Source organism: Streptomyces sp. BL1 (assembly GCF_057628045.1).
In genome coordinates, this window is sequence record NZ_JBXYWZ010000002.1 from 2,070,482 (window position 1) to 2,096,010 (window position 25,529).

Sequence of the window (25,529 nt, forward strand, 5' to 3'; positions counted from 1 at the left end):
ACCCGTTCCGGCTGACAAAGCCACCCCCAGGGGCGAACAAGAGCCGTCCCCGCCTCCGTGCGCCGGAAGCGGGGACGGCGGAACGTCCCTGGGGCGTCAGGCCTCCTGACGGCCCGTCAGCAGCTGTGGTCGACCGCGTCGAAGGACTCGTAGTGGTCGGCCGTGTAGTAGTCCTCCTGCTTCTTGTCACCGGTCACGATGCGCCGGGCCCCGCGGTCGTCGGACCCGGGCGTCTCCACGGTGTACTCGTGATAGTAGCCCTGCTGCTGGTCGGGCAGGATGCCTTCACGGTTGTCGAAGACGGTGCCGTCCTGCGGGTACGGGTACGGGCCGCCCTTCTCGATGAGGTCGAGGGTGTCGTGGGCCTCCGCCGGCAGCTTCTTGTAGCAGATCTTGCCGACCTCGGCGGAACTGCTCTGCCGCGCAAGGGAGTCGGCGGCGGGTGCGGAGGTGGAGGCCGTGGTGGGCGCCGCGTCGGGGCCGGCGGTGGCGAAGGCCGTGCCGCCCGCGAAGAGGCTTGCGGAGAGTGCCGCGACAGCGGCGATACGTGTGATTCGTGGGGGGAATCTCATGCCTCATATGGTGACGCGCGTAGACGCCATGTCAATGTCAACTCGGGGGATTTTTCCGGCCGTTCACGTACGCGCGGTCCGCCGCGCATGCGTGTGGCGTCCCCCGGAAGGCGGAATACCTGCACGTACGGCGGCGCGGAGCGGGGCTACGCCCCGACGATGCCCCCATGCCCTCTCCCCCGCCCCACCCCGGCCCCACCCCTCCCGGCCCGTCTCCCCGACCGGGCCTCCGGGGCGCACCCCCCGGAGCCCCGAAGCGCGCGGCCCGTTCCGACCCCCAACCCCTTTCCGACCCGCATTCCCGGGCGAGGACCCGGAAGTTGGCCCCCGGGGGAACGCAGCGTGCGGCGGTGGCAGTGCTGCTGGGCGCCGTGCTGCTCTCAGCCGCCGCCCCTGCTGGAGCCTCCGACGCCCCTGCCCCGCCCAGCAGTTCGCCCTCCACCAGGGCCGACCGCTCCGGGGCTTCGGCTTCCACCCTCTCCGGCTCGCCTGCATCGCCGGGCGCCTCGGCCGCGGCAGGCCCCAACTCGTTGGCTCTTACCGGCGCTTCAGATGGTTTCCGTTCCGGGTCGGCCGGTCACGTAGGGACCCTCGGCACCGGACCCTCCAACTCCCCCACCCGAGCCGGCTCTTCGCCCTCCGCCGACACCGCCCGCTCCGGGGCTTCGGCTTCCGCCCTCTCCGGCTCGCCCGTGCCGCCCGGCGGTCCGGGGGTCTCCCGGCCGCACTCGACGGGCACCGGCCACATCTCCTCCTCCAACACCCCTGTCCCGCCGGGTAGTTCGGCCTCCGTGTCCTCCTCCGGTGGCGAGGGCTGGAGTCGGGTGTCCGTGGAGTGGCCGAAGGGGGGTGGGCTGGGGGCGATGCGGATGTGTGTGGAACACCGGGGCGGATCGTCCTACCAGAAGGTCGAGTTCCAGAACGGTTGCCGGCCCGCGCCGGTCCCGCCGGAGCCCTCCCCCGCACCGGCGCCGGCACCCCTGCCCCGGACGAAGCCGCCGTCCCCCGAGCCCACGCCGGCGCCCCCGAAGCCGGAGCCGCCGGAGCCGGCCGCCGAGAAGCCCGCGCCGGATCCCGTACGGGCCGTGCCCGCGAAGAAGCCGCCGGTGCGGGCGGCGGCCCCCGCGCCCGTGCCCGCGAAGGAGCCGCCCCACAAGAAGCCCGCCGCGCGGCTGTTCACGCCGCCCCCGCAGGAGGACCGCAAGCCGGAGGAGTCGGAGATGGGGATGTCGTCAGCCGTACTCGTGGTGATGCTGCCCGCCGTCCTCGCCGCGGCCGTCTTCGGCAGCATGCGCTCCCGCCGCCGCTGACCCACAGCGAGGACCCGCCGAGACAGGAGCGCGGGGAACCGCGCGAACCACAACACCAACCGCAGCCGCCCACCCCCCACACGAAGCGCCCCGCACGTGCCCCGTAAGGGGCGCGGGGAACTGCGCGAACCACAGCGCGGGCCGCAGCCGCCCAACCCCCGCACGGGGCACACGGACCGACGCACGCGACACACCCCACGAAGCGCCCCACACGTGCCCCGCAAGGGGCGCGGGGAACCGCGCAGCCCCACAGCGCGGGCCGCAGCCGCCCAACCCCCGCACGGGGCACCCGAAGCGGCACACGGGGCCCCCGCAAAGCGCGCCCCCGCGGCTAGCCCAACAACGCCTGGAGCTGGTCGGGCTCGACCGGCATCGCTCCGCCGAAGGGCTGGTTGATGGTCCAGATGATGTAGATCGTGTAGCCGATCATCGCGACCATGGTGGTGACGACGGCGACCTGCCGCCAGCCCCGGTTGGTCGGGTAGGCGAAGGCGAAGGCGACCGTGATGACCGCGCCGATGAGGACGCCGATCCAGAGGATCGGCGACATCTCGCCGCCCGCGCCCGCGTCGTCCGTCCGGACCGCGCGCGCCGCCGTCACGTCGCCCATCTGCTTCGTCTGCGTCGTGTACGCGGTGATCTGCTTGGCCGTCTTCGGCTCGAAGTCGGAGACCACATGCCGCAGTTGCTGGAAGCGCGCCTCGCTCTGCGCGTCCATCCGGTCCTGGTCGCGCATCTTCGGCCACTCGTCGTCGACGACGCTGCGCACGTAGCGCTCCAGCGAGGAGTCGATGGCGGAGCGGTGCGCCGAGGGCAGCATGTCGGCGGTCTCCTGGACCTCCTGGAGGGCCACCGCCTCGTCGCGCACGTTGTCCGAGACGCCGCCCCGCGCCTCCCAGACGGCGACCACGGCGAGGCCCAGCATGATGGCGTACAGCACGCCGACCCACATGGTCGCGTACTCGACGGTGCTGACGGCGGCGTCGTCGTCGGCCGGTCTGGGGTTGCGGTGCTGATGCCAGCGGTACACGGCGGCGACCGCCGCGGACACGATCAGCACGAGGGACAGAGCAGTCAGAATTTCGCGCACGCGGCAGCCTTCCGCCATCCGGGGGAGTTCCTCTGCGAACTGTCCCCGTCACAGCGGCTACTTGCACCCCGCACTCACTCTGTCGAGGGCAAGTCGCGGTGCAAAATTGACGGTGGCCGGGGGTGTTCCGCTCCCCCGGCCACTGTCGGTCAACTCCGGCCTGACGCCCGGAGCTTGACGAAAGGTCAGCCGCCGAGCTCCTGGTTGCGCGCGGCGAGGCGGCGCGCGCCCTCCTCGGTCAGCGAGCCGTGCAGCCGGAGCCGGGCTATCCCGCCGTCCGGGTAGATGTCGATCCGTACGTGCGTCACGGCCGGCGCGTCGTCCAGCAGGAAGCGGTGCACGGTGTCGGGCTGCATGCGGGTGCGCGGCAGCAGTTCGACCCACTCGCCGTTCTCGCCGTCCTTGCCGGAGAGCCCGGCCCAGCCGGCGGAGTTGCCCTTGAGGTAACCGGTGTCGATCTCCACCGCGCGGATCTGCGCCTGCTCGGTCAGCGAGTAGCGGATCCAGTCGTTGCCCTTGTCGCGGCGCCGGCGGGTCTCCCAGCCGTCGTCCATCTTGCGCGAACGGCCGGGCTGGATGGTGTTGGTGGCCGGCGAGTAGAAGCGGTCGGAGGCGTCCTCGACGGCGCCGCCGTTCTCCAGCGCGACGAGGTCGAAGGTGCCGAGCGCGGAGAGCCACGCCGGGTCGGGCGCCACGTCGCCGTACACGCGCAGCCGGGCGATGCCGCCGTCGGGGTGCTGGTTGACGCGCAGGTGCGTGAACCGCTGCTCGGTCGTCACCTCGAAGCCGTTGGCGGCGTGGCCGCCGAGGTCGGTCTTCGGGACGATCGTCGTCCACTTCACGTCGTCGGCGAGGAGCTCCTCGGGCGAGGGCGAGCCGTCGACCGAAGTGGCCTCGATCGAGACGGCCTTGGGGTAGTTGCCGCGGAAGTGGGCGGTGTCGACGACGAGTCCGCGGATGACGCCGGGGGCGCCGAGCCGTACGAGGGCCCAGTCGTGGTCGTCGTCGGTGGGGTGCGGTACGTCGGCGGAGACGCCGCGGCGGCGGCGGGTCTCCCAGCCGTCCATGATCTTGCCCTTGTGACCGAAGTGCTCCGGGTCGAACTCGGCGCGCCCGGGCTTGAGCAGGTTCTCCCGCTCGGCGAAGAACTCGTCGTTCGCGGCGATGACTCCGGCGCCGAGCCGGCGGTCGGCCAGGTCGGCGAGGTGCGCGAAGGGGAAGTCCGCGGTGCGGTAGTCGGCGTACGGGTCGCCGCCTCCGTACGGGCTCGCGTCACCGGTGAAGCTGGATATCCCCGCGGTCATGCGGTGTCCCTCTCAATCAGTCGTCCGGTCTTCTGTGTCGGCTCACCGTGGTCGGCGATCCGCTCGCCGCGCAGCCAGCTGGAGCGCACGACGCCGTGCAGGGTGAGCCCGGCGTAGGCGGTGACCTGGTTGCGGTGGTGGAGCCCGGCCGGGTCCACGGTGAAGGTCTCTTCGGGGGCGAGGACGGCGAAGTCGGCGTCCAGGCCCGGGGCGATGGCGCCCTTGCGGCCGTCCAGGCCGACCAGCCGCGCGGGCGCCGCGGACATCCAGCGGACGACGTCGTCGACGCTGTGGCCGCGCTCGCGTGCGGCGGTCCAGATCGCGGGCAGGCCGAGCTGGAGGGAGGAGATGCCGCCCCAGGCGGTGCCGAAGTCGCCGGTCTTCAGGTCGGCCGTGCAGGGCGAGTGGTCGGAGACGATGCAGTCGATCGTGCCGTCGGCGAGGCCCTGCCAGAGGAGGTCCTGGTTGGCCTTCTCGCGGATGGGCGGGCAGCACTTGAACTCGGTGGCGCCGTCCGGCACGTCCTCGGCGGTGAGCGTGAGGAAGTGCGGGCAGGTCTCGACGGTGAGCCGCAGTCCGTCCCTGCGGGCCTGCGCGATCATCGGCAGCGCGTCGCTGGAGGACAGGTGCAGGATGTGCACCCGCGCGTCGTACTTCTTCGCCAGCTCGATGAGCAGCGCGATGGCGTCGTTCTCGGCCTCGCGCGGGCGGGAGGCGAGGAAGTGCGCGTACTCGCCGCCGCCTTGCTGGGGCGCGGCCGCCAGGTGGTGCGGGTCCTCGGCGTGCACGATGAGCAGCCCGTCGAAGGACGTGATCTCGGCGAGCGCCGACTCCAGCTCCTCGCGGGGCAGTTCGGGGAACTCGTCGACGCCGGACGGGGAGAGGAAGCACTTGAAGCCGAAGACGCCGGCGTCGTGCAGCGGGCGCAGGTCCTTCACGTTGCCGGGGATGGCGCCGCCCCAGAAGCCGATGTCGATGTGCGCCTTGTCGCGGGCCACGTCCTGCTTGGTACGCAGGTTGTCGTGCGTGGTCGTGGGCGGCAGCGAGTTGAGCGGCATGTCGACGAGGGTGGTGATGCCGCCGGCCGCCGCGGCGCGGGTGGCGGTCCAGAAGCCCTCCCAGGACGTCCGCCCCGGGTCGTTGACGTGCACGTGGGTGTCGACGAGGCCGGGCAGCAGCACGTCGTCGCCGAAGTCCTCCAGGCGCGCTCCGGGCGGCACTTCCGCGTCGTGCGGCAGCACCTCCGTGATCCGGCCGCCACTGACGGCCACCGAGGCCGCACACGTACCCTCGGGGGTGATGACGCGGGTCGAGCGCAGCAGTACTTCCGCTCCGGGCACGTCGGACAAGGCTGCCCCTCCTCTTCTTCTGTTGCGCCGGTCTTCAGGCACACTGAAACTTTTTCGCGAGGGCTTCAACGTTCTGTTGAACGAGTCTTCATCCGCGCGTACGGGGAGTCAAGACCCTCACCTCTTGGCGGATTCCACGAATTGAAAGTAGAGTTTCGCCATACAGAATGTCTCTCCTGACCACTGACGGCGTCAAGGGTGATCCCGATCTCCGGACAAACCCCCACTGACCGGCCACTACGCATCGCCACGACCCGTGAGGGCTCCGCTGCCGGCCGGTAGCATGCGCCCCACCCGCAGGAAAGGAATGCGACGTGCCGCCGTCCGACGAGCAAAAGACCACAGCGCCCGCCCCCACCGGTGGGGTGCAGTCACTTGAGCGCGCCTTCGACCTGCTGGAGCGGATGGCCGACGCCGGTGGCGAGGTCGGACTCAGCGAGCTGTCCGGCAGCAGCGGGCTTCCGCTGCCCACCATCCACCGGCTGATGCGCACCCTGGTCGCCTGCGGGTACGTACGGCAGCAGCCCAACCGCCGCTATTCGCTGGGCCCCCGGCTCATCCGGCTCGGCGAGAGCGCGTCCCGGCTGCTGGGAACCTGGGCCCGGCCGTACCTCGCGCGGCTCGTCGAGGAGACCGGCGAGACGGCGAACATGGCGCTGCTCGACGGCGACGAGGTCGTGTACGTGGCGCAGGTGCCGTCGCGGCACTCGATGCGGATGTTCACGGAGGTGGGGCGGCGCGTGCTGCCGCACTCCACGGGCGTCGGCAAGGTGCTCCTCGCACACACGCCGCCCGACGAGGTGCGGGCACTGCTCGGCCGCACCGGTATGCCGGCCGCCACGGAGAAGACCATCACCACCGCGGACGGCTTCCTGCAGGCGCTGGAGAAGGCCCGCGAGGTGGGCTACGCGGTGGACGACAACGAGCAGGAGATCGGGGTGCGTTGCATCGCGGTCTCCGTGCCGGACTCCCCGACGCCGGCGGCCCTGTCCATCTCGGGCCCGGCGGGACGGGTCACGGACGCGGCCACGGACAAGTTCGTCCCGCTGCTCCACGAGGTGGCCGTGGACCTCTCCCAGGCCCTAGCCAACTCCACGACAACGTAAGAAACCCGCGCCCCGAAAGGGGCGCGGGGAACGGCGCAATCAGGGGCGCGGGGAACGGCGCGAACAAGGGGCGCGGGGAACTGCGCAAACCCACAGCGCAAGCCGCACACGCGCACCCCACGCCGCGACACGTAAGCATCCACGGCCCGCCGGGGCGAACGTCAGCGGGGCGGATCACCAAAAAGCTCGACGGCCTTCCGCACCTCGGCCAGCGCAGCGGCAAGCGCACTGACCGAGCCGACCGCCGCCGCTATGAGCAGCAGCGAGTGCCGCAGCGCCGGCACCTCGGGCGCACCCGTACCCGCCATCGCGTCGAGCGTCGTCAGCCCTTCCTCCGCCGCGCTCCGGTCCCTCAAGTCCGCCGGATACGCGTCCAGTTCGGACCTGAGCCGGGACGCCGCGCGGCGCAGCGCCTCGACGCGCGGATCTTCTCCGCCCGACACCACCGCACGCCCTGCGGTCTCCGTTTCGCTTCGCACCACTGCCGCTCTCCCCCACACCGATGAACGTCCACTCCTCCGCACGGTGGTCAGCCACGGGAGGGCCAGGACATTAAACGCCACGCTCCGCGCACCGCGCCACACGGAGGGCGAGATTCAGGTCGTGAATTCTGCCTTCCGGAACGGCAGTTGGCAACGTATTCGCCACACTGCGCCACCCCCGCACCACCCTGCGCACACCCCGATTCAGGGCCCGGGCGTGCCGAACAGCACGTCAAGCGAGGGAAGGGCCTCGCGCAGCGCCCGGAGCTGCTCCTCGGAGAGCGCGTCGAGCTTGTCGGCGAGAGTGGCGTTCCGCACAACGGAGACTTCCTCGAAGACCGCGCGCCCCTCCTTGGTGATGAGCACTTCGCTGCCGCGCGCGACCCCGCCGGGTCTGCTGACCCAGCCCAGCTTCATCATCCGGCTGACGATCTGCGTCATGCTCGGCAGTGAGACGCCCTCGGCGCGGGCGAGTTCGCTGATCCGCCGCGGACCGTCGTAGACCTGCCCGAGCACCGCGCTCTGTGTCGGCGACACCGGAAGCGGCTGGGTCTCGCGGCGCACCACGTGCCCGATGCGGACCATGCGCCGGCGCAGCTCGTTCGCCAGCTCCGCGTTCTCGGTTTCCGCCATGGCTCCCGATCCTACGGTCCGCTCAGCGGATCTCCCGTACCGCCTCTTATTTAGCTGCGTTAACGTTAGGACTCTTAATGAGCCCATCGTGGCAGTGGACGAGCATGCGGGCAGAGCGGCATGCCGACAGGGAAGAAGAGGTGAGGTGGGACCGTGCGGACGCAGGCACAGCCGATCACTCTCAGCGCACTGACCCTCCGGACCGCGGGTTTCGCCGCGCGGGTGGAGGCCGCCGCGGCGGCCGGTTTCCGGCAACTCGGCCTGACCGTCGAGCAGTACGCGGAGGCCGGCCGGCGCGGCTGGAGCGACGCGCGGATGCGGGACCTGCTGACGGAACACGGCCTCCGCGTGGCCGAGGTGGAACTCCTGCGGAACTGGGCCGCGCCGGACGCCGGCACGGCGGAGGCGGAGGCCGACGCGACCGTCTTCCACATGGCCCGCGTCTTCGGCGCCGACCGCGTGCACGCCACCTGCTTCGAGCAGCACCCCTTCGACACCCTGGCGACCGGCCTGCGGAGCGCGGCCGAGCAGGCCGCCGACGCGGGAACGACGCTCGCCCTGGAGTACATGCCGTACGCGGGCGTCGCCTCCCTCTCCGAGGCCTGGCGGCTCGTGGAGGCCGCCGGCCATCCCGCCGCGGGAGTGCTCGTCGACGCCTGGCACTGGAAGCGCGGACACACCACGGCGGACGAGCTCGCCGCCGTACCGGCCGACCGCATCGTCGCCGTGCAGCTGTGCGACACCCTGCCCGTCCCCATGGCGGCGCAGCGCGACGAGGCCCGGCACCACCGGCTGCTGCCCGGCGAGGGCTCGGCCGAACTGCTGCCCATGCTGCGCGCGTTGCGCGACCACGGTGTACGCGCCCCCGTCGCCGTCGAGGTGCTGTCGGACTCGCTGGACGCGCAGAGCCCGTTCACCACGGCGGAGGACGCCTTCAGGACCACGACCCGCGTCCTGCGCGACGCCTTCGCGGACGCCCTGCCGACGCCGGGCTGAGGCTCTTCCGGCCCCGGGCTGCCGCCCGTTGACAGTCCCGTGGTGTAAGCAGGAGGCATGACTACTGCTGCTCCCCGGGTCGCCGGAGTGCTGCTCGCCGCCGGCGGCGGACGCCGCCTCGGCGGCCGCCCGAAGGCGCTGCTGCCGCACCTCGGACGCCCGCTGGTGGAGCACGCCGTGCGGGCGCTGCGGGACGGCGGCTGCGCCCCGGTGTACGTGGTGCTGGGCGCCGCGCCCTCCGCCGAGGTGGCGGCGCGCGCCGATCTCGCCGGCTGCGTCCTGCTGGACAACCCCGACTGGGCGGCGGGGATGGGCGGTTCACTGCGCCGCGGGCTCGACGCGCTGACCCGCGACGGGGAGGGGCCGGACGAGCGGGTGGACGCCGCGCTGTTCTCGCTGGTCGACCAGCCGGGCATCGGCGCGGACGCGGTGGCGCGGGTGCGCGCGGTCTGCCGCTCCACCGGCACCCTGGCCTCGGCCTGCTACGGCGGGCGGCGCGGCCATCCCGTGCTGGCCGGCGCCGAGCACTGGCAGGGCATCGCGCGGGGCGCGGAGGGCGACCAGGGGGCGCGGAGCTATCTGCGGGCGCACGCCGAGGAGTTGACCCTCGTCGAGTGCGCCGACATCGCCTCCCCCGAGGACATCGACACCCCCGCCGATCTGGACCGGCTCGCCCCCTGAGGGGCGCTCAGTGCCGCCCGGCCCGCTCCGGCTCCCTGGCCTCCTCCGCGCCGCCCCGGGCGCGCCGCCGCTTGCCGCCGCCGGAGCGCAGCATCCGTACGAGGAAGAACGCGAGCACGGCCAGCACCGCCAGGGCCAGCACGACCTTCGAGTACACCCCGACGTAGTCGGTGATCCGGTGCCACTGGCTGCCCAGGGCGTAACCGGCAAGGATGAACAGGGAGTTCCAGATCAGGCTGCCGAGGCCGGTCAGCACCAGGAAGACCGTGACCGGCATCCGCTCCACGCCGGCCGGCACGGAGATGAGGCTGCGGAAGATGGGGATCATCCGGCCGAAGAACACCGCCTTCGTGCCGTGCCGGTTGAACCACGCCTCCGTCTTCTCGATGTCCGCGACCTTCAGCAGCGGCAGCTTCGCGGCGAGCGCGACCGTACGCTCCCGGCCGAGCCAGCCGCCGATGCCGTACAGCGCGAGCGCGCCGACGAGGGAGCCGACCGTCGTCCACACGATCGCGGCGATCAGATTCATCCCGCCCTGCTGCGCCGTGAACCCCGCGAGCGGCAGGATCACTTCGCTGGGCAGCGGCGGGAAGAGGTTCTCCAGCGCGATGGCGATGCCGGCCCCGACGGCACCGAGCGAGCTCATGAGGCCGGTGGCCCATTCCTGGATCATGCCTGAACTCTAGAGAGTTGGTCTGTGAATCCCCAAGGCGAGGTAAAGGAATCCGCTGTGCGGATTCCGCACCGGCGGGTACCCGGCGCCAGACCGGGGCGCACGGTAACAGGGGTGGCACCCTGCGCCACAGCGAAGTTCCCTGGAGGGGATGTGAGATATCTCGATGTCGACAGACCGTTGAAGTTCCACCATGAGGAAACTATTCTCCACTGGTCAGAAGCGCCCGCTAACGACGACGGCGCCCGCGACCGGATTCCGGAGCCCAGCTGGGCCGGCGGCACCCCGTGCCGTGAGGCCGCCGGGAGGCCATCCGCCGGCCGTCAGGCACCGCCCCTGCTGAAGGAGTGACACACCATGTCCGCACCAGCGCCGTCCCCGCTGGAGATCGTCGACGCGACCCCGGTGGAACGTCAGGACGAGGTGCTGACCGACGAGGCGCTGGCGTTCGTCGCCGAGCTGGCCCGCCGGTTCACCCCGCGCCGCGACGAACTGCTGGCGAAGCGCCGCGAGCGGCGCGACGAGATCGCCCGCACCAGCACGCTGGATTTCCTCCCCGAGACCGCCTCCGTGCGCAGCGGCGACTGGAAGGTCGCCCCCGCACCCGAGGCCCTGAACGACCGCCGCGTCGAGATCACCGGCCCCACCGACCGCAAGATGACCATCAACGCGCTCAACTCCGGCGCGAAGGTGTGGCTCGCCGACTTCGAGGACGCCTCCGCCCCCACGTGGGAGAACGTCATCGGCGGCCAGCTGAACCTGACCGACGCCTACGAGCGCCGCATCGACTTCACCGACCCGAAGTCCGGCAAGTCGTACGCCCTGAAGGACGCCGGTGAGCTCGCCACCGTCGTCGTGCGGCCGCGCGGCTGGCACCTCGACGAGCGCCACCTCACCCTCGACGGCAAGCCGGTGCCCGGCGCGCTCGTCGACTTCGGCCTCTACTTCTTCCGCAACGCGCAGCGGCTGCTCGACCTGGGCAAGGGTCCGTACTTCTACCTGCCCAAGACCGAGTCGCACCTCGAAGCACGGCTGTGGAACGAGATCTTCGTCTTCGCGCAGGACTACTGCGGCATCCCGCAGGGCACCGTGCGCGCCACGGTCCTGATCGAGACCATCACGGCCGCGTACGAGATGGAGGAGATCCTCTACGAGCTGCGCGACCACGCCGCGGGGCTGAACGCCGGCCGCTGGGACTACCTCTTCTCGATCGTCAAGAACTTCCGTGACGCGGGCGAGAAGTTCGTGCTGCCGGACCGCAACGCGGTCGGCATGACGGCCCCGTTCATGCGCGCCTACACCGAACTGCTCGTGCGCACCTGCCACAAGCGCGGCGCGCACGCCATCGGCGGCATGGCGGCCTTCATCCCGTCCCGCAAGGACGCCGAGGCCAACCGCGTCGCCTTCGACAAGGTCCGCACCGACAAGGACCGCGAGGCCGGCGACGGCTTCGACGGCTCCTGGGTCGCCCACCCCGACCTGGTGCCGGTCGCCATGGAGTCCTTCGACAAGGTGCTGGGCGACCGCCCGAACCAGAAGGACAAGCTGCGCGAGGACGTCGACGTCAAGGCGGCCGACCTGATCGCCATCGACACGCTCGACGCGAAGCCCACGTACGACGGGCTCGTCAACGCCGTGCAGGTCGGCACCCGTTACATCGAGGCGTGGCTGCGCGGCCTGGGCGCCGTCGGCATCTTCGGCCTCATGGAGGACGCCGCCACCGCGGAGATCTCCCGCTCGCAGATCTGGCAGTGGATCAACGCCGGCATCGTTCTCGACACCGGCGAGAAGGTCACCCCCGACCTGGTCCGCAAGGTCGCCGCCGAGGACCTGTCCGCGCTCCGCGCCGAACTGGGCGAGGAGACCTACGCGGCCGGCAAGTGGCAGCAGGCGCACGACCTGCTGCTGCGCGTCGCCCTCGACGAGAAGTACGAGGAGTTCCTGACGCTGCCGGCGTACGAACTGCTCGACTGAGCCTTCGCGCCGCACCGTTCCGGGCGGCCCGCGTACCGGGGAACCGGTGTGCGGGCCGCCCTTCGTGTGCTGCGATGGGCCTCCGGGTACATGGCCGCTGTGGCACGAGTGACCGGTGTGCCGCGTCGGGGCCCGGTGTGGGGCCCGGTGTGCCGCGCACGGGGGCCCGCTGTGCCGAGTACGGGGAGACGCTGTGCCGAGTACGGGGAGACGAGGGAGCAGTCGGGATGGACGAGGAAGCGCCGCGGCGGGAGGGCGAGAGCCCGCGCGGCTGTCCGCAGGGCTGCTCCGACCCCGACGCGGAGGCGCCGCGGGGACCCCTGGATCCGCACCTGGATTCGTACCTGGCTCCGTACATGCCGCCGGGGCGGGACGGTCCGTACGGGCGGACGGGCAGCGCCGCGCACAGCCGCTGTGCGATGTCCTGGCAGCGGAAGTTGATGACCGCGTTCCTGGTCGGAGTCGCTGTCGTCACCTTCGTCTCGGCCGCGCTGGTCCTCTTCGGATAGCGCGGCTCCGGCCGGCACGGTGCGGCTTCGGATCGCGTGGCGGCGCGGCTTCGGGAGGCGTTGCTGCGGATTCGGTAGCGTGCGCGGCGCGGCGGGCAGAACCCTGTCGTACGACGTGTGCCGGGCCATTGCCCCGGGCGGCGTCCGGCCGTTACGTTCCGGCGGACTCGCGCTTCTACGCGCGTCACACCTACGGAACGGAAGGCCACGCGTATGTCCCGGAAGACCGTATGGACGGGTGCCGCCGCCGCGCTGCTCGCCGTCGCCGCCACCGCGGCCGGCGCGCTCAACGCCCAGGGCACGGAGGAGAGTTCGGCCGCCGCCGCCTGGCGCAGCGTCGGCAAGGGCATGACCTCCGGCGTCAGCGGCATCGTCGCCACCGGCCGGCAGGGCGACGCCGTCCGTGCGCTGATCGTGCGGGACAACAAGAAGCCCGGCGAGAACCGGATGGCCGAGGTCACCTACCGGCCGGACGCGGCGCCCTCGGTACGGCCGCTCACGTGGACGGGCAGCCCCGTACCGGCCGACCTGGAGGCGCTGGACGCGGTACCCGGACAGCGCGGCAGCTACGTCGCGGTGGCCAGCGAGGGCGTGGGCTACCGCGTTTCGGTGACCGGGAACACCGTCCGGGTGCAGTCCAGCTTCACCCTGCCGGGCCTCGGCAAGGGCGACAACATCGAGAATTTCGCGCTCACTTCGCAGCGGGGGCGGACGGTGGCCGTGTGGGGCGACCGCGGCCAGGACACCCGTCCCGGCACGCTGTACGCGGCGCCGCTCTCCTTCGACGACCGCGGCAAGGCGGCGTTCGGCGCGGTGTCGCACCGGACGGTCCGCGCGCCGTACCCGGCCAAGGACGTACGGCACGCCTCCGACGTGAAGATCACCGACTCGGGTGCGGTGCTGGCCTCCTCGGCCTCCGACCCGGGCGACAACGGCCCGTTCGACTCCGCGGTGTACCGGGCGGGGAAGGTCTCCGTCAGCGGCTCCGGAGACGTCACGCTGGACGTCGCGGAACACCCGTCCGTGGTGGAGAAGTTCGCCGGCCACAAGATCGAGGGCCTCGCGTGCCTGCCGGGCGGCTCTGGCGAGGGCCTGGTCGGTACGGACGACGAGGCGGCGGGCGGCGCGCTTACGTCTGCGACGCTGTGTGAAGGGTGACGTAGCGTCAGCGTGGTGCGGGTGGGGGTCGGGTTTGTCGGTGTGCGGGGGTGGGGGTGGTGGCTCCGGGGGACCCCGGGACGCATGATTTACGGGCCGCGCTCCCCCTCCCGTTCGGGCTGGGCCCTCATTGGCTGTGCACGGCCCGAAAATCACGCTCTATTGTCCCGGGGCGCCCCCTGCGCCCCCACCCCCACCCGCGACCACGCAAAGGTGGGGGTGGGAGGGGGAGTTGGGCCCGCTGTGCGCTGTGCGGCCAGCGCCCCACCCGGTGTGGGGCCCGCCCCCAGCCCCGGTGTGGGGCCCGCCCCACCCTGGTGTGGGCAACAGCCCACCTAGGTGTGGGCGGCGGTCCGCCCAGAGGGCGGGACGGGCGGGCACACCGGACCGCACCCGCGCAGGGAACGCACCCCGCACCCAACGCACGCGCACCCGCGCCCCGTTGAGGGGCTGCCCCCGCACAGGGCCCGCGCCCCGAGGAGGGTTGCCCCGCACAGGGACCCGCGCCCGGTTGAGAGGTTGCCCCGCACAGGGCCCGCGCCCCGCTAAGGGGCCGTCCCGCACAGGGCCCGCCCCCATGAGGCGTTGCCCCGCACAGGGCCCGCGCCCCGAGGAAGGGTTGCCCGCACAAGGGGACCGCGCCCATGAGGGGTTGGCCCGTAACGGCTACTGGCGGGGGCCGCCGTCGAGGTTGGGGGCTATTTCCGCTCGGGAGGAGCAGCCGAGTTTGCCGAGGATGTGCTCCAGATGCGCGTCGGCGGTGCGCTTGGAGATGACGAGGCGTTCGGCGATCTCGCGGTTGGACAGCCCCTGCGCGACAAGCGTCGCGACCTCGTACTCGCGGCGGGTCAGCCCGGACGCCGGGCGCGGCACGGAGTCGCCGGGCGTCCGCGTGTCCGGGTGGTCGGCGTCGGCCTCGGCGAGGTCGACCGCCTCCTCCAGGGACAGGTCGGCGCCGCCGCGGCGCAGCGCCTCGAAGCTCCGCTCCCCCAGCTCGCGGGCGGCCTCGGCCCGCGCGCCGTCGTAGGTGTCGGCGAGGCTCGGGATGCCGAGCAGCGTGGCCGGCAGGTCGTCGCTCAACTGCTCGGCCGCGCCCGCCAGCCAGGCCGCGCGGACGTACCGTTTCTGGCCGGCGGCGAGCCAGGTGAGGACCGCCAGGAAGGCCGCCACTCCGTCCTTGTCGGCCATCCGGTACTTCTGCCGGACGCACTCCCGCACCGCGGAGGAGGCCGCCGTGAGGTCTCCTCCGCGCCAGTGCGCGAGGCCCTGGGCGCCCAGGACGTAGCCGCGCAGCCACGTCTCGCCCGGGTGCCCGTCGAGGAGTTCGAGGACCTCGTCGCAGAGTGCCAGGGACATGCCGCAGTCTCCGCCGATGGCGTGCGCGATGCAGAACTCCGTCAGGGTCTTCGCCAGCGCCGGGCGGTCGCCGAGCCGTTCGAGGCGCCCGCGGGCCTCCTCGAACCGGGCGAAGGCGGCGGCCCCTTCGCCGCTGATGAAGAGCTGGAACGCCGCGTGTTCGACGGCGTACGCGAGCAGGCGCTCGTCCCCGAGCTGCTCGGCGAGGGCGCGGGACTCCTGGACCGCGGCCATCGCCGGCACGGGGTCGCCCTGCCGGACGGCGTAATAGCACAACACGCGCAGCGCGTCGGCCCGTTCGGCCACCGGCTCGGGCACCCGGTCCAGACAGCGCGTCAGCCAGCGGCGGCCCTCGCTGAAGTACGCACCGCAGGACCAGTAGGGGCCGAGCGTTACCGCGAAGCCCAGCGCCTCCCGGGCTGCTTCCGGCTCCGTGCGGCCGCAGGCGTATTCGAGGGCGGCCCGTATGTTGGCGCGCTCCCGGTCGACCGCCTGGAACAGCTCGATCTGCTCGCTGGTGCACCAGCGGTCGTCGAAGCGCCGCGCGAGCTCGCGGCAGTGCGCCAAGTGGCGCTCGCGGCAGGCGGTTTCCTCGCCGAGCTCGGCAAGCCAGTCGGCGCCGTACTCGCGGATCGTGTCCAGCAGCCGGTAGCGCGGATCCTTCCGCCCGGGGTCGTCGATGCGGATCACCACGGACTTGTCGACCAGGCCGATGAGGGTCTCGACCACGTAGTCCGCGGGCAGCGCCCCGCCCGCACACACCTGCTCGGCGGCGGCCAGGTCGAAGGAGCCGGCGAAGACCGACAGCCGTGCCCACAGCAGCCGTTCGGCGTCCGTGCACAGCTCGTGGCTCCAGCCGATCGCCGTACGGAGCGTCTGGTGGCGCGGCAGCGCCGTACGCCTGCCGCCCGTCAGAACGCGGAAGCGGTCCTCCAGCAGCGCCACCAACTGCCCGAGACTGATCGCCCGCAGCCGTACGGTCGCCAGCTCGATCGCCAGGGGAATGCCGTCCAGCCGGCGGCACAGCGCCTCGACCTCCGGACGGTTCCCGTCGGTGACCGCGAAGCCGGGCACCACTGTCGTGGCGCGCTGCGCGAACAGCTCGACGGCGGTGTCCACGGGAAGCGCCGGCACCGCGAAGGTGTGCTCCCCCGGCACGTCCAGCGGCTGCCGGCTGGTCGCCAGCAGGGTCACGCCCGGCGCCTCGCCGAGCACCACGTCCGCGAACATCGCACAGGCGTCGACCAGATGCTCGCACGTGTCCAGAATGATCAGCAGCCGCCGGCCCTGGAGATGGTCGACGAGGACGTCCAGCGGCGGCTCGGCCGACTGGCCCGGGAGTCCCAGGAGCGTACAGAGGGTGTGCGGGAGCAGCTCCGGGTCGCGCAGCCCGGTCAGCTCGGCCAGACACAGCCCGTCGGGAAAGTCCTCCCTGACCGCCGCCGCGGCCCGCAGCGCGATCCGCGTCTTGCCGACACCGCCCGGCCCCGTGAGCGTCAGCAGCCGCGTGTCCGCCAACGCCTGCCTCACCTGGCGGAGTTCACCTGTGCGGCCGACGAAGCCGGTCACCTCCGCGGGGAGTTCACCACTGCGCCGCCCGAAAACCCTTGCCATATCGCCCCGCTCGGTCCGGTGCCGACTCGCGCGCTCATCCACTGCTCGTGCGAAGCTCGTGCTTCATCCGCTGAGTCTTCGCACGGTACTCCCGTCGCCGCCCACCGCACGGCCGAACGGGACCGGGCCAGCCGATGGAGGGACACCGCACCGATTCGCGGGACGTTCGGCCCCCCGACTCGGCTATACGGCCAACTCGGCTGTACGGCCAACTCGGCTGTACGGCGCGGCTCTTCGACATCAGGACGCCTGTACGGCACGGGCTTCCGGCGTCAGGACGCCGCGCCGGAGGCCACCTCCGCGGCGAGGCGGATCGCCAGGGCGCGGGCCAGCAGTACGGGGGCCCCGGAGCCGACGGCGCGCGACGCCGCGTGACGCATGGCCTCGGTGTAGCCGATGCAGTCCAGGACGATCCAGGCGCTGCCCGCCCCGGCCGCCCGCCGTGCGGCGTCGGCCACCTGCGCGAGCGCGTCGGGCCCGTACGGGTCCGCGGCCTCGACGCACACCGGCCCGTCCAGCAGCCGCGCCCAGCGGCGGCCGACGTCCTCGCGCTGTGCGGGCAGCGGGCAGATCACGCCGACGGATGCCGCGCCGGCGAGGGCCCGTACGCCCTGCTGCACGAGCGGTTCGGCGTACAGCAGCGGCCTGTTCGCCGGTACGGGCGGGAAGTTGCCGGTACACAGCAGCAGCGTGGCGGCCGCGCCGTCCGCCTCGCAGCGGGCGACGGCGTCCCGCATGCGCGGGGCGAGCGCGTCGTGTCCGAGCAGTACCGAACTGCCGTCGCGCAGGCGGGAGACGAGCGGCGCCTCCCCCGGTACGGGCGCCACCGCGGCCCGCGTGCGCTCCCCCTCGGGCCCGTCGAACCGGTCCCGGTCCAGGGCCCCGTGCTCGACGGGGCGCACCTCGCCGAGCAGCGGTTCGATGTCGCCCCGCAGGTCCGTGCGGGGCGCCTGGCCGATGGTGACGAGGCCGAGGGCAGGTGACTGTGCGGACACACTTCTCCTGAACTGGACGGGGCGGGCGGCGTGATGCCGCGTGGGACTCCCGGCCCCCGTACGACGCTGTACGGGGGCCGGGAGGGTCGGAGGGCCCTTCACGGCCCCGGGGCCGGAAGACCCGGGGCCAGAAGGCCGGGAGTCAGAAGGCCGGGAGTCAGAACGCCTTGTAGATCTGGCCCACGTCGTTGAGCGAGCTGCCGGCCACCAACCCGGCGCCCACGAGCGCCAGTTCGTTGTCGGCCTCCGCCGCCCCCGTCGCCCCGCCGCCCGACCCGCCGTTCCCGGCCGCCGCCGCGCGCGCAGCGGCGCGCTTCTTGCGGAGGCCGTAGCCGTAGCGGACGGCGAGGGCGATCAGCACCAGCCAGCCGGCCTGCGGGGTGGCGACGAGCAGACCTGTCGCCAGGAGTACGCCCATCTGCCGCGACGAGCCGCCGAAGAACTGGATGAGCGCGCCCGGCACGGCCCACAGCAGCATCATCGTGAGGGCGTGCGTGTCGGTGAGCCCGGCCTTGATGGTGTCGACGTAGACCTGCGCCACCGGGGGCACGCGGCCGTCGGAGAAGAACGGCTTCCACGCGATCATCACGACGAGGACGGCCACGGCGAACCCGACGAGCTGCGCGACGTACTGCTGGCGGCGTCCGGCCATCTCGTACGGGTGCCACGGCACGGCGTCCTTGCGCAGCAGCCAGCCCGCCTTGAAGTCGAAGCCGACGTCGGCGAACGCGGGGCCGGTCGAGGCCGCGTAGCCGACGAGCAGCGCGAGCGGCACCATCGGGATGCCGGCGACGAGGCCGACGATCAGGAAGATCAGGGTGACGGCGAACGCGGGGAACCATCCGGAGTGCATCGCGGCCAGGCCGACGATCAACTGGTGGATCAGCGCGGCGACTCCGGCCAGCAGCACCCAGCCGACGAGTCCCGCACCGCCCATGTCCGCGGCGACGCCGCCGACGAGCGCGATGAGCAGGGCGCCGACGAGGAACAGCGCGAGTCCTTCGAGGAGTCCGCGGCGCAGCCGCCGCGCGTCGACGGTGCGGACCTCCGGCGCGAACCGGTCCTCCCCCGTGCCCCGAGCGGCGCCGCCCTCCGAAGAGCCCGTCGAGGAGCCCTTCCCCGAACCGCCCTTCGCCGCGCCGCTCTTCCGGTCCCGCATCAGCAGTACGGCCTGCACCAGCGCCACGAGTCCCGCGCCGATCATCACGCCGTGCGGTACGTAGTCGGCGGACAGGTCGACGTCGAACATGCCGGGCGCGTACTGCGCGACGAGCAGGCCGATGCCGAACATCAGCAGCGCCCAGATGTTGCCGAGGAAGGCGACACCGGCGGCGCTCATCGGCAGCTTGAAGAGCGAGCCGACGAAGCCCACCACGGCGCTGACTCCGAGCATCTTCGCCTTGCGGCCGCCCTCGTCGCCCGCCTTGATGGTCTCGGCGGCGGCGATGCCGGCGGGCCACGCGGCGGACGCGGGCAGCAGCCGCGAGTCGAACACCCGGTACAGCACCCAGCTGTCGACGGCCAGGCCGATGACGGCGCCGCCGAGCATGGGCCACACGAGGTCGGGCCGTCCGAGGAGGAAGGGCACGGCGATGGGTGTGACAAGGGAGTTGGCGGCGGCGAAGGTGGAGCCGGAGATCGCGGACTGCACCAGGTTCTGCCGCTGCGGGTCCCGCATCCGGGACAGCGTGGCGATCGAGATCCTGCCGATCAGCATGGCGATCAGCGCGCCGATCACGGAGGTGTTGGGCGCGATGCCCAGCGTGGTGATCAGCACGAGTCCGATGACGGCGCCGAGCACGGAGAGCAGGACGGTCACGACGAGGGTGACCGGCTCCAGTGCCCTGGGGTGCGTCCGCACCGGGGCCGGGGTGGCCTCGGCGGGGGCCGGGGTGTGGCTCATGGGCACTCCCGTGGAGGAGGGATGGGGCGGGGCGGGACGGCGCCCGCCCCCTTGTCAGGCTTCGTCAGCGCCCGCCGTGGACTGAAGCGCCGTCAGAGGGCCGTACAGCCCGACGAGTCGGGCGAATTCGTCCGGGTCGTGGAAGGCGGCCACGCCGCGGCCGAACTCCTTCGCGGCCTCGACGGCGAACCGTCCCGCGGCGGCGATGTCCGTCTCGTGGCTGGCGCCGGTGGCGCAGCCGGCGACGGCCGTGCCGGTGGTGAGGGCGAGGCCGACGACGGGCGCGTCGGTCGCCACGCACGGCTGCATGATCGAGTTCAGGTGGTGCACGCCGTTGCCGTACGGGGTGATGTCCTGCGTGGTGATGGGCAGGACGTGCGCGGACTCGCCCGTCACCGTCTCCAGTACGTCGAGCAGGCTGTCGCTGACCCGCAGGATCCAGCCCTGCTTCACGGTCGGGGAGAGCGCGATGCCGCGGTGGTTGAGCAGCCGATTGCCCTTGGTGGTGTCGATGGAGACGACGGCGTCCATGGACGGGTCGATCTCCTCGCGGTTGCAGTCGAGGACCGACACCGGGGAGTCCATGAACGGCACCGGGTCGTGCGGCCGGGTCGGCGCGTCCGGGCACACGTGCGTGCTGACGACGACGTCGCCGGGCAGTACGTCGCCGCGTCCGTACATGTCGAGCAGCTTCGCCGCCGCGGAGAGCGCGGCGACCGCGCCGTCGCCGTCGGAGACGACGCCGATGCGCTCGGGCCGGGCGCCGACTCCGCCGAGCCGGCCGAGGATGCCGAGCGTCGGCGCGGAGCCCCCGGCGAGCTTGCCGGCGCTGCCGGGGACGACGGCCTTCACGAAGTCCGTGCCGCCCTGCGCGCCTTCGACCCGGGTGACGGTGATCTCCGGCTTCGGCCCGTCCGCCGGGGTGCCCTCGCCGGAGGCCGCGTCCAGTACGGAACGGAGGTGGCCCGCGAGGAGCTCGCCGCCGGTCTGCGGCCGGTCGAGGAGTTCGAGGGTGTCGAGAACGTGCTTGAGCACAGGTGCTCCCAGGGATGCGGTGGTGCGGGGTACGTGCCGGGCGCCTGGCGCGGGGACGTGTCCGCAGCCTGCTCCTGCCGGTTCTTTTACCGCAAGCTTTTCTCTATATGAGAGAAGCCGTATCGGATAGCGGTAGGGTGCGGTGCATGGCCACCGACCGCGCACCTCTGCAGACCGCCGACCGCGTGCTCCAGGTCCTGCTCGCCTTCTCGCAGGACCGCGAGGAGTGGGGCGTCACGGATCTCGCCGCCGAGTTCGGCTGGGACAAGTCGGTGGCGCAGCGGCTCCTCGCGTCCCTCGCCCACCGGGGCTTCCTCGTCTCCGACGAGGTCACCCGGAGATACCGGCTGGGGCCCGCCGTCTGGCACATGTCCACCGCCTGGGAGCGGCACGGCGGCATGGCGGGCCTGGCCCGCCCCGCGCTCCGTGAACTCGCCGCGGCCAGCGGCATCACGGCGCTGTTCGCGGTGCCGGACGGGGCGCATCTGCGCTGCGTCGAGTGGGCGGACGGTACGTCGGGGCCGCTGCGTACGTACCGGCTGGCCGACGAGCTGTATCCGGCGCACGCGGGCGCCACCTCCCGCGCGTACTTCGGCATGCTCGCGCCCGGCGCGCGCAGCGCGCTGCTCTACGGCCGGCCCATGGCCCGCTTCAGCGAGCTGACCGTCACCGACCCGGACGAGCTGGAAGCGCTCATGTCCCGGGTGCCGGTGGAGGGTTACGCCTATTCGGAGGGCGAGTACGACCCGGCCACCGCAGGGCTCGCCGTGCCCGTCCTCGTACGGGCGCAGCCGGTGGGCTCGCTCACGCTGGTCGGACCGCAGGAGGCGCTGGGCGGCCCCCGCGACGCACTGCTGCGCCCCCTGTGGTCAGCGGCAGAACGGCTGGGCGAACTGCTCACACCGCGCAGGCGGCCGGGGACACCGTCCGACTCCCCCACCATCACCCCCGTCAGGAAGGCCGACTCCCGATGAAACTGCTGCTGCTGTCCAACTCCGCCGCCCCCGGCCGGGGTTACCTGGAGCACGCCCGCGACGTGCTGGCGGAGCATCTGGCGGGCGTGCGCGAGCTGCTGTTCGTGCCGTACGCGCTCGCCGACCACGACGCCTACACGGCGAAGGTGGCCGAGGCCCTCCAGCCGCTCGGCATCCGTGTGCGCGGCGCGCACACCGGCGACCCGGCGGAGCTGGCCCGCGCGGCGGAAGCGGTGTTCATCGGCGGCGGCAACAGCTTCCGGCTGCTCAAGTCCCTTCAGCGGCACGGCCTGTTGGAGGCCGTACGCGAACGTGTCCGCGAGGGCGCCCCGTACACGGGCTCCAGTGCGGGCACCAACATGGCCTGCCCCACGCTGCGTACGACCAACGACATGCCGATCGTCCAGCCGGACGGCTTCACCACGCTCGGCCTGGTCCCCTTCCAGATCAACCCGCACTATCTCGACCCCGCCCCGGACAACGCGCACATGGGCGAGACCCGCGAGGAACGGCTGACACAGTTCCTGGAGGAGAACGACGTACCCGTTCTCGGGCTGCGCGAGGGCACCTGGCTCCAACGCGACGGCGACCGGCTGGAGTTGGGCGGCATCGCCGCCGGCGCGCGCCTCTTCCGCCGCGGCACCGCCCCCGCGGAACACGCCCCGGGCGCCGACCTCGGCTCCCTCCTCACGGCCACGGCCCGCTTCGACACCGCGCCCGCCGCCTGACCCCGCCGGGGGCCTGCGCCTCCGCACGCGACCGGGCCCCGCCGGGACGTTCCGGCGGGGCCCACCCGTGAACCGTCGCCCGGAGCTGCCGCCCGTGGCCGGCAGCTCCGGGCCCGGGACTACTTCTTCTTGCGGGAGGTCGGCCCGCCCTTGCCCCCGCGGGCCGGCTTGGCCTTGCCCTCGTGGATCCTCGCGCGGGTCTCCTCCGCCTGCTCCCGGACGGTCTCCTGGACCGGTGCGGCGAGGCCCTTGTCCCGGAACGTGTCGACCATCCTGTCGAGCACGGCGTCCGCCTCCATGAGGTTGCCGTCCTTGGCGTGGACGCGGGCGAGGCGGCGCATCGCCTCGTTGAGGGTGATGTTGTCGAGGCCCTCGTCTCCTGTGGACGCGTTGATGGCCGCGCCGAGCTGCTGGACGCTCTCCTTGATGTCGGGTTCGCGGACGACGAGGCGTCCGTCGCTGATGTGCTGGAAGTGCCGGCCCGCGTTGGCGCCGAGGGCCAGCCGGGCGTGCGCCGCCAGCGGGTGCTCGCCGTGGCGTTCGGCGATCTCCCGCAACGCGTCGTTGCCGCCCTGGAGTTGCGGCGCGTCGGAGCCGAGGAACGTCAGCAGCTGCCCCTGCTCGTCACCCATCATGAGCTCGCCGACCTGCTGGTCGTCGCGGGTGAGCGGCTGGCGGACCCGGACCGTCCGCGGCGCCGAGACGACGCGCGAACCGTCGGGTGCCTGGTACGCGGCGGTCACCGTGTAGAGGCCGGGCTCGCTGAAGTAGAGCCCGTCCGCGCCGTATCCGATGTACGCGCTCGTGTAGACGGCCGGCGCCTGCGCCGTGAGCGTGACCGTGTCCGCCGCCGCGTCATGGCCCGTGCACACACGGGTCAGCGGGCGGTACGTCCGGGACCGGCCGAACGGGTCGGTGACCGCGACGAGCACGTGTCCTGCCGACGGCTGCAGGTCGGGCGCGACGACGACGTCGCCGTGGCTGCCGGTGCGGCCCAACTTGAGCTGGGCGACGACGGGTTCGCCGTACTCGAACGCCTCCTGGCCCTGGATCTCCAGCGCGAGGCCGGACTCGTCGGTCAGCGGCGGGGCGAAGGTCTCCGCCGCCGGGGCGGTGCTCGCGGAACCGGTGATGAAGTTGCTGCCACCCATGATCACGTCGCGGTAGAAGCCGTGCCGCAGGTGCCGGACCTCGTTGTCGGTGAACCGGAACAGGAAGTCGCCCCAGTACGCCGGGATCCCGTTGGCGGTGCTCCCCTGGTAGAGGTGCGGGTAGTTCATCCACGACGCGTCGCCGTAGCCGTTCCTCGGCCCCAGCGGCGCGGGCGGGTTCGCGAACCCCTTGTCCCACGAGTGCAGCAGGTTGAAGGCGTGGCCGAGCTCGTGGACGTAGGTGTGCATGTCCCAGGCCGCGCCGGCTATCCCGGATTCCTTGATGGCCTGCGCGAACACGGCCATGCCCTGCCGTTGCAGACCGGCCTGGTCGAACATGATCCCGATGGTGCGGTCGTTGTCGGAGAACTTGCTCGCGATCAGGGCCCACAGCTTCCACTGCGGCACGTCGCGGTGGGCGCTGAAGTTCGCCACCATCGCCGCGTGCAGTTCGGCGGTCGACCACCGCAGGTCCGTACCGGCCCCGGTGGTGTCGAGGACGTTGCGGGTACCGGCGATACGCAGCTCGACGCCCGACTCGGCGAACGCGGACGGCACGGTGATGACCCGGTTCACGTACCCGGGCGGCGTGGTGGCCTTGGACGTGTCGTAGCTGGCGAGCTCGGTCTCCCCGACCACGGTGTCGACCTCGTAGTCGACACTGCGGAAGTACGAGGACACCTTGGGGAGTTCGTACCAGAGGGAGTGGTAGTAGTTCTCGTCCCCCACGGTCAGCCACCCGGCCGCCCGGGGTGACTGGCCGGCGTCGGTCAGAGGGATCAGGAGCCGGACGCGGGTGACTTCGGCCGACGGAGTGGCCCACGTCAGCCCCTTTCCCGTCAGCACGACGTAGGTGGAGCCCCACTGCACCTCCACACTGGCCGACCGGAAGGAGTTGGTGTAGGCCGTGGTCCCGCTCGCCACCGAGAAGAGGTCGCCGCTGATCGTGGCCAGCGTGCCGGACCCGTCGACGTCGACCCGCGCCTCGACGGTCTGAGTGGTGTTGGTGGCCCGGTAGGTCCCGGACAGCGGAAGGTAGGGCGTCGCGTAACGCGCCGGCAGCGCGCCCAGGCCCGTGGTGAGCGAGACGAGCGGTCCCGATGCCTCCGCACCTGTCCGCCAGTTGAGGATCAGCGCCTGCGTCCCCTTGACGAGCAGCGAGCGGCGCACGCCGTCGGACGCGAGGGGCAGCGCGACGATGTGGTCGAGGTCCGCCTGGAAATCGGGCGGGAGCTGTGCCCAGCCCGGCGCGTTCGCGTCCGGTCCTTCGGTGATCAGCACGTCCCGCTCGACGGGCGAGAGGGGGTTGTTCCAGTCGTAGGTGAGGACACGGTTGCCCTTGAACAGATACGTGCGCCACGCGCCCGACGCCGAGTTGGGCGCCTGGAGCAGAGCGTCGACGTTCTGCTGCCAGTGGGCGGACAGCCAGTAGAGCATCGGCACCTGTTCGTGCTGGACGGCGCCTGCGCCCACCCGGTACACCAGGCTCTCCGTGCCGGCGATGAACATGTACTGCTTCGACCCGTCCGAGTGATCGGGCAGTTGCAGCATGCCGTCCGGATACTGCTCGAAGTTCTGGTACTGCGGCTGCCGCAGGTCCGCGAACCGCCCCCCGTACGCGTCGGGGATCGAGGACTCGAAGAGCAGGCCCGTTCCGCTGATCCCCACGGCGGCGGTGGGCCGCAGGAACATCGCCGCCCACCCGGTGTCGGTCGGGCACGCCACCGCGCACCGGAATCCCGTCGACTTGTACCTGAGGAACGCCATGAGCGTCCCCTCTCTTCTCCGGAAGGGCCACGGCTCGGGGCACGCGACCGCTGAGACCCTCACCTCAACAGCACACAGCTCGTTCCCGCAGTCGCGCTACCGGCCAACCCGTGCCCCAACAGGTCGCCGGTCAGCGGACGTTCACCCCGCGCGACCCGGATACCGGTGG

At 72.3% G+C, this 25,529-nt stretch carries 21 protein-coding genes; 9 read left to right on the forward strand and 12 right to left on the reverse strand.

Going from position 1 to position 25,529, the window contains the following annotated elements; translation table 11 throughout:
• Window positions 1–116: 116 nt before the first annotated feature.
• Entirely contained in the window at window positions 117–572 is a 456-nt protein-coding gene (locus tag AC3AGO_RS09285; protein ID WP_487819669.1) for a guanyl-specific ribonuclease, read from the reverse strand.
• Between the two features lie 863 nt (window positions 573–1,435).
• On the opposite strand from AC3AGO_RS09285, the gene AC3AGO_RS09290 reads away from it, so the two are divergent.
• Window positions 1,436–1,882 (forward strand): hypothetical protein, encoded by a 447-nt coding sequence (locus AC3AGO_RS09290; RefSeq protein WP_487819670.1) that lies wholly within the window; start codon window positions 1,436–1,438, stop codon window positions 1,880–1,882.
• 331 nt (window positions 1,883–2,213) lie between these two features.
• On the opposite strand, the gene AC3AGO_RS09295 is transcribed toward AC3AGO_RS09290, so the two are convergent.
• The 3 genes from AC3AGO_RS09295 to allB form a co-directional block, all read right to left on the reverse strand.
• Window positions 2,214–2,972, reverse strand: coding sequence for a bestrophin-like domain (locus tag AC3AGO_RS09295; protein ID WP_487819671.1), 759 nt, complete (start codon window positions 2,970–2,972; stop codon window positions 2,214–2,216).
• A gap of 185 nt (window positions 2,973–3,157) precedes the next feature.
• Window positions 3,158–4,276: an allantoicase gene (gene alc / locus AC3AGO_RS09300; RefSeq protein ID WP_487819672.1), complete on the reverse strand. Its 1,119-nt coding sequence runs from the start codon at window positions 4,274–4,276 to the stop codon at window positions 3,158–3,160.
• On the reverse strand, window positions 4,273–5,616 hold the full coding sequence (gene allB / locus AC3AGO_RS09305) for an allantoinase AllB (protein ID WP_487824587.1): 1,344 nt from the start codon (window positions 5,614–5,616) through the stop codon (window positions 4,273–4,275). The genes alc and allB overlap by 4 nt, the downstream gene beginning before the upstream one ends.
• Window positions 5,617–5,939: 323 nt before the next feature.
• Between allB and AC3AGO_RS09310 the strand changes: the two genes are divergently transcribed.
• A complete protein-coding gene (locus AC3AGO_RS09310) occupies window positions 5,940–6,731 on the forward strand; it encodes an IclR family transcriptional regulator (protein ID WP_487819673.1) in 792 nt (263 codons plus the stop codon).
• A 161-nt stretch (window positions 6,732–6,892) separates the two neighbouring features.
• Here AC3AGO_RS09310 and AC3AGO_RS09315 read toward each other — a convergent pair whose 3' ends face one another.
• Both AC3AGO_RS09315 and AC3AGO_RS09320 read right to left on the reverse strand, forming a co-directional pair.
• Window positions 6,893–7,213 carry a DUF5955 family protein gene (locus AC3AGO_RS09315; RefSeq protein WP_487819674.1) on the reverse strand — a complete coding sequence of 107 codons (321 nt, stop codon included), beginning with the start codon at window positions 7,211–7,213 and terminating at the stop codon, window positions 6,893–6,895.
• 204 nt (window positions 7,214–7,417) lie between these two features.
• The gene (locus AC3AGO_RS09320) at window positions 7,418–7,846 is read right to left on the reverse strand and encodes a MarR family winged helix-turn-helix transcriptional regulator (protein ID WP_487819675.1); all 429 of its coding nucleotides are present in this window, start codon (window positions 7,844–7,846) and stop codon (window positions 7,418–7,420) included.
• Window positions 7,847–7,999: 153 nt separating this feature from the next.
• Between AC3AGO_RS09320 and AC3AGO_RS09325 the strand changes: the two genes are divergently transcribed.
• Together AC3AGO_RS09325 and AC3AGO_RS09330 are read left to right on the forward strand one after the other, a co-directional pair.
• Window positions 8,000–8,842: a sugar phosphate isomerase/epimerase family protein gene (locus tag AC3AGO_RS09325; protein ID WP_487819676.1), complete on the forward strand. Its 843-nt coding sequence runs from the start codon at window positions 8,000–8,002 to the stop codon at window positions 8,840–8,842.
• A 57-nt stretch (window positions 8,843–8,899) separates the two neighbouring features.
• Window positions 8,900–9,523: a nucleotidyltransferase family protein gene (locus AC3AGO_RS09330; protein WP_487819677.1), complete on the forward strand. Its 624-nt coding sequence runs from the start codon at window positions 8,900–8,902 to the stop codon at window positions 9,521–9,523.
• Between the two features lie 7 nt (window positions 9,524–9,530).
• On the opposite strand, the gene AC3AGO_RS09335 is transcribed toward AC3AGO_RS09330, so the two are convergent.
• Window positions 9,531–10,196, reverse strand: a complete 666-nt coding sequence (locus AC3AGO_RS09335) for a DedA family protein (RefSeq protein ID WP_487819678.1) — start codon at window positions 10,194–10,196, stop codon at window positions 9,531–9,533.
• A 357-nt stretch (window positions 10,197–10,553) separates the two neighbouring features.
• Here AC3AGO_RS09335 and aceB point away from each other — a divergent pair, with 357 nt between their 5' ends.
• From aceB to AC3AGO_RS09350, 3 genes are all read left to right on the forward strand, one after another.
• Window positions 10,554–12,170: a malate synthase A gene (gene aceB, locus AC3AGO_RS09340; protein WP_487819679.1), complete on the forward strand. Its 1,617-nt coding sequence runs from the start codon at window positions 10,554–10,556 to the stop codon at window positions 12,168–12,170.
• A gap of 227 nt (window positions 12,171–12,397) precedes the next feature.
• The gene (locus AC3AGO_RS09345) at window positions 12,398–12,679 is read left to right on the forward strand and encodes a hypothetical protein (protein ID WP_487819680.1); all 282 of its coding nucleotides are present in this window, start codon (window positions 12,398–12,400) and stop codon (window positions 12,677–12,679) included.
• Window positions 12,680–12,892: 213 nt separating this feature from the next.
• Window positions 12,893–13,837, forward strand: coding sequence for a hypothetical protein (locus AC3AGO_RS09350; protein WP_487819681.1), 945 nt, complete (start codon window positions 12,893–12,895; stop codon window positions 13,835–13,837).
• 666 nt (window positions 13,838–14,503) lie between these two features.
• On the opposite strand, the gene AC3AGO_RS09355 is transcribed toward AC3AGO_RS09350, so the two are convergent.
• From AC3AGO_RS09355 to AC3AGO_RS09370, 4 genes are all read right to left on the reverse strand, one after another.
• Window positions 14,504–16,807, reverse strand: coding sequence for an ATP-binding protein (locus AC3AGO_RS09355; protein ID WP_487819682.1), 2,304 nt, complete (start codon window positions 16,805–16,807; stop codon window positions 14,504–14,506).
• A 272-nt stretch (window positions 16,808–17,079) separates the two neighbouring features.
• Window positions 17,080–17,802: an AroM family protein gene (locus AC3AGO_RS09360; protein WP_487819683.1), complete on the reverse strand. Its 723-nt coding sequence runs from the start codon at window positions 17,800–17,802 to the stop codon at window positions 17,080–17,082.
• Between the two features lie 157 nt (window positions 17,803–17,959).
• On the reverse strand, window positions 17,960–19,705 hold the full coding sequence (locus AC3AGO_RS09365) for an OPT/YSL family transporter (RefSeq protein WP_487819684.1): 1,746 nt from the start codon (window positions 19,703–19,705) through the stop codon (window positions 17,960–17,962).
• Window positions 19,706–19,759: 54 nt separating this feature from the next.
• Window positions 19,760–20,740, reverse strand: coding sequence for a DUF1177 domain-containing protein (locus AC3AGO_RS09370; protein WP_487819685.1), 981 nt, complete (start codon window positions 20,738–20,740; stop codon window positions 19,760–19,762).
• A gap of 146 nt (window positions 20,741–20,886) precedes the next feature.
• Here AC3AGO_RS09370 and AC3AGO_RS09375 point away from each other — a divergent pair, with 146 nt between their 5' ends.
• Window positions 20,887–21,714 (forward strand): IclR family transcriptional regulator, encoded by an 828-nt coding sequence (locus AC3AGO_RS09375; protein ID WP_487819686.1) that lies wholly within the window; start codon window positions 20,887–20,889, stop codon window positions 21,712–21,714.
• Window positions 21,711–22,442, forward strand: coding sequence for a dipeptidase PepE (gene pepE / locus AC3AGO_RS09380; protein WP_487819687.1), 732 nt, complete (start codon window positions 21,711–21,713; stop codon window positions 22,440–22,442). The genes AC3AGO_RS09375 and pepE overlap by 4 nt, the downstream gene beginning before the upstream one ends.
• A 119-nt stretch (window positions 22,443–22,561) precedes the next feature.
• Here pepE and AC3AGO_RS09385 read toward each other — a convergent pair whose 3' ends face one another.
• The gene (locus AC3AGO_RS09385) at window positions 22,562–25,360 is read right to left on the reverse strand and encodes a reprolysin-like metallopeptidase (protein WP_487819688.1); all 2,799 of its coding nucleotides are present in this window, start codon (window positions 25,358–25,360) and stop codon (window positions 22,562–22,564) included.
• Window positions 25,361–25,529: the final 169 nt, after the last annotated feature.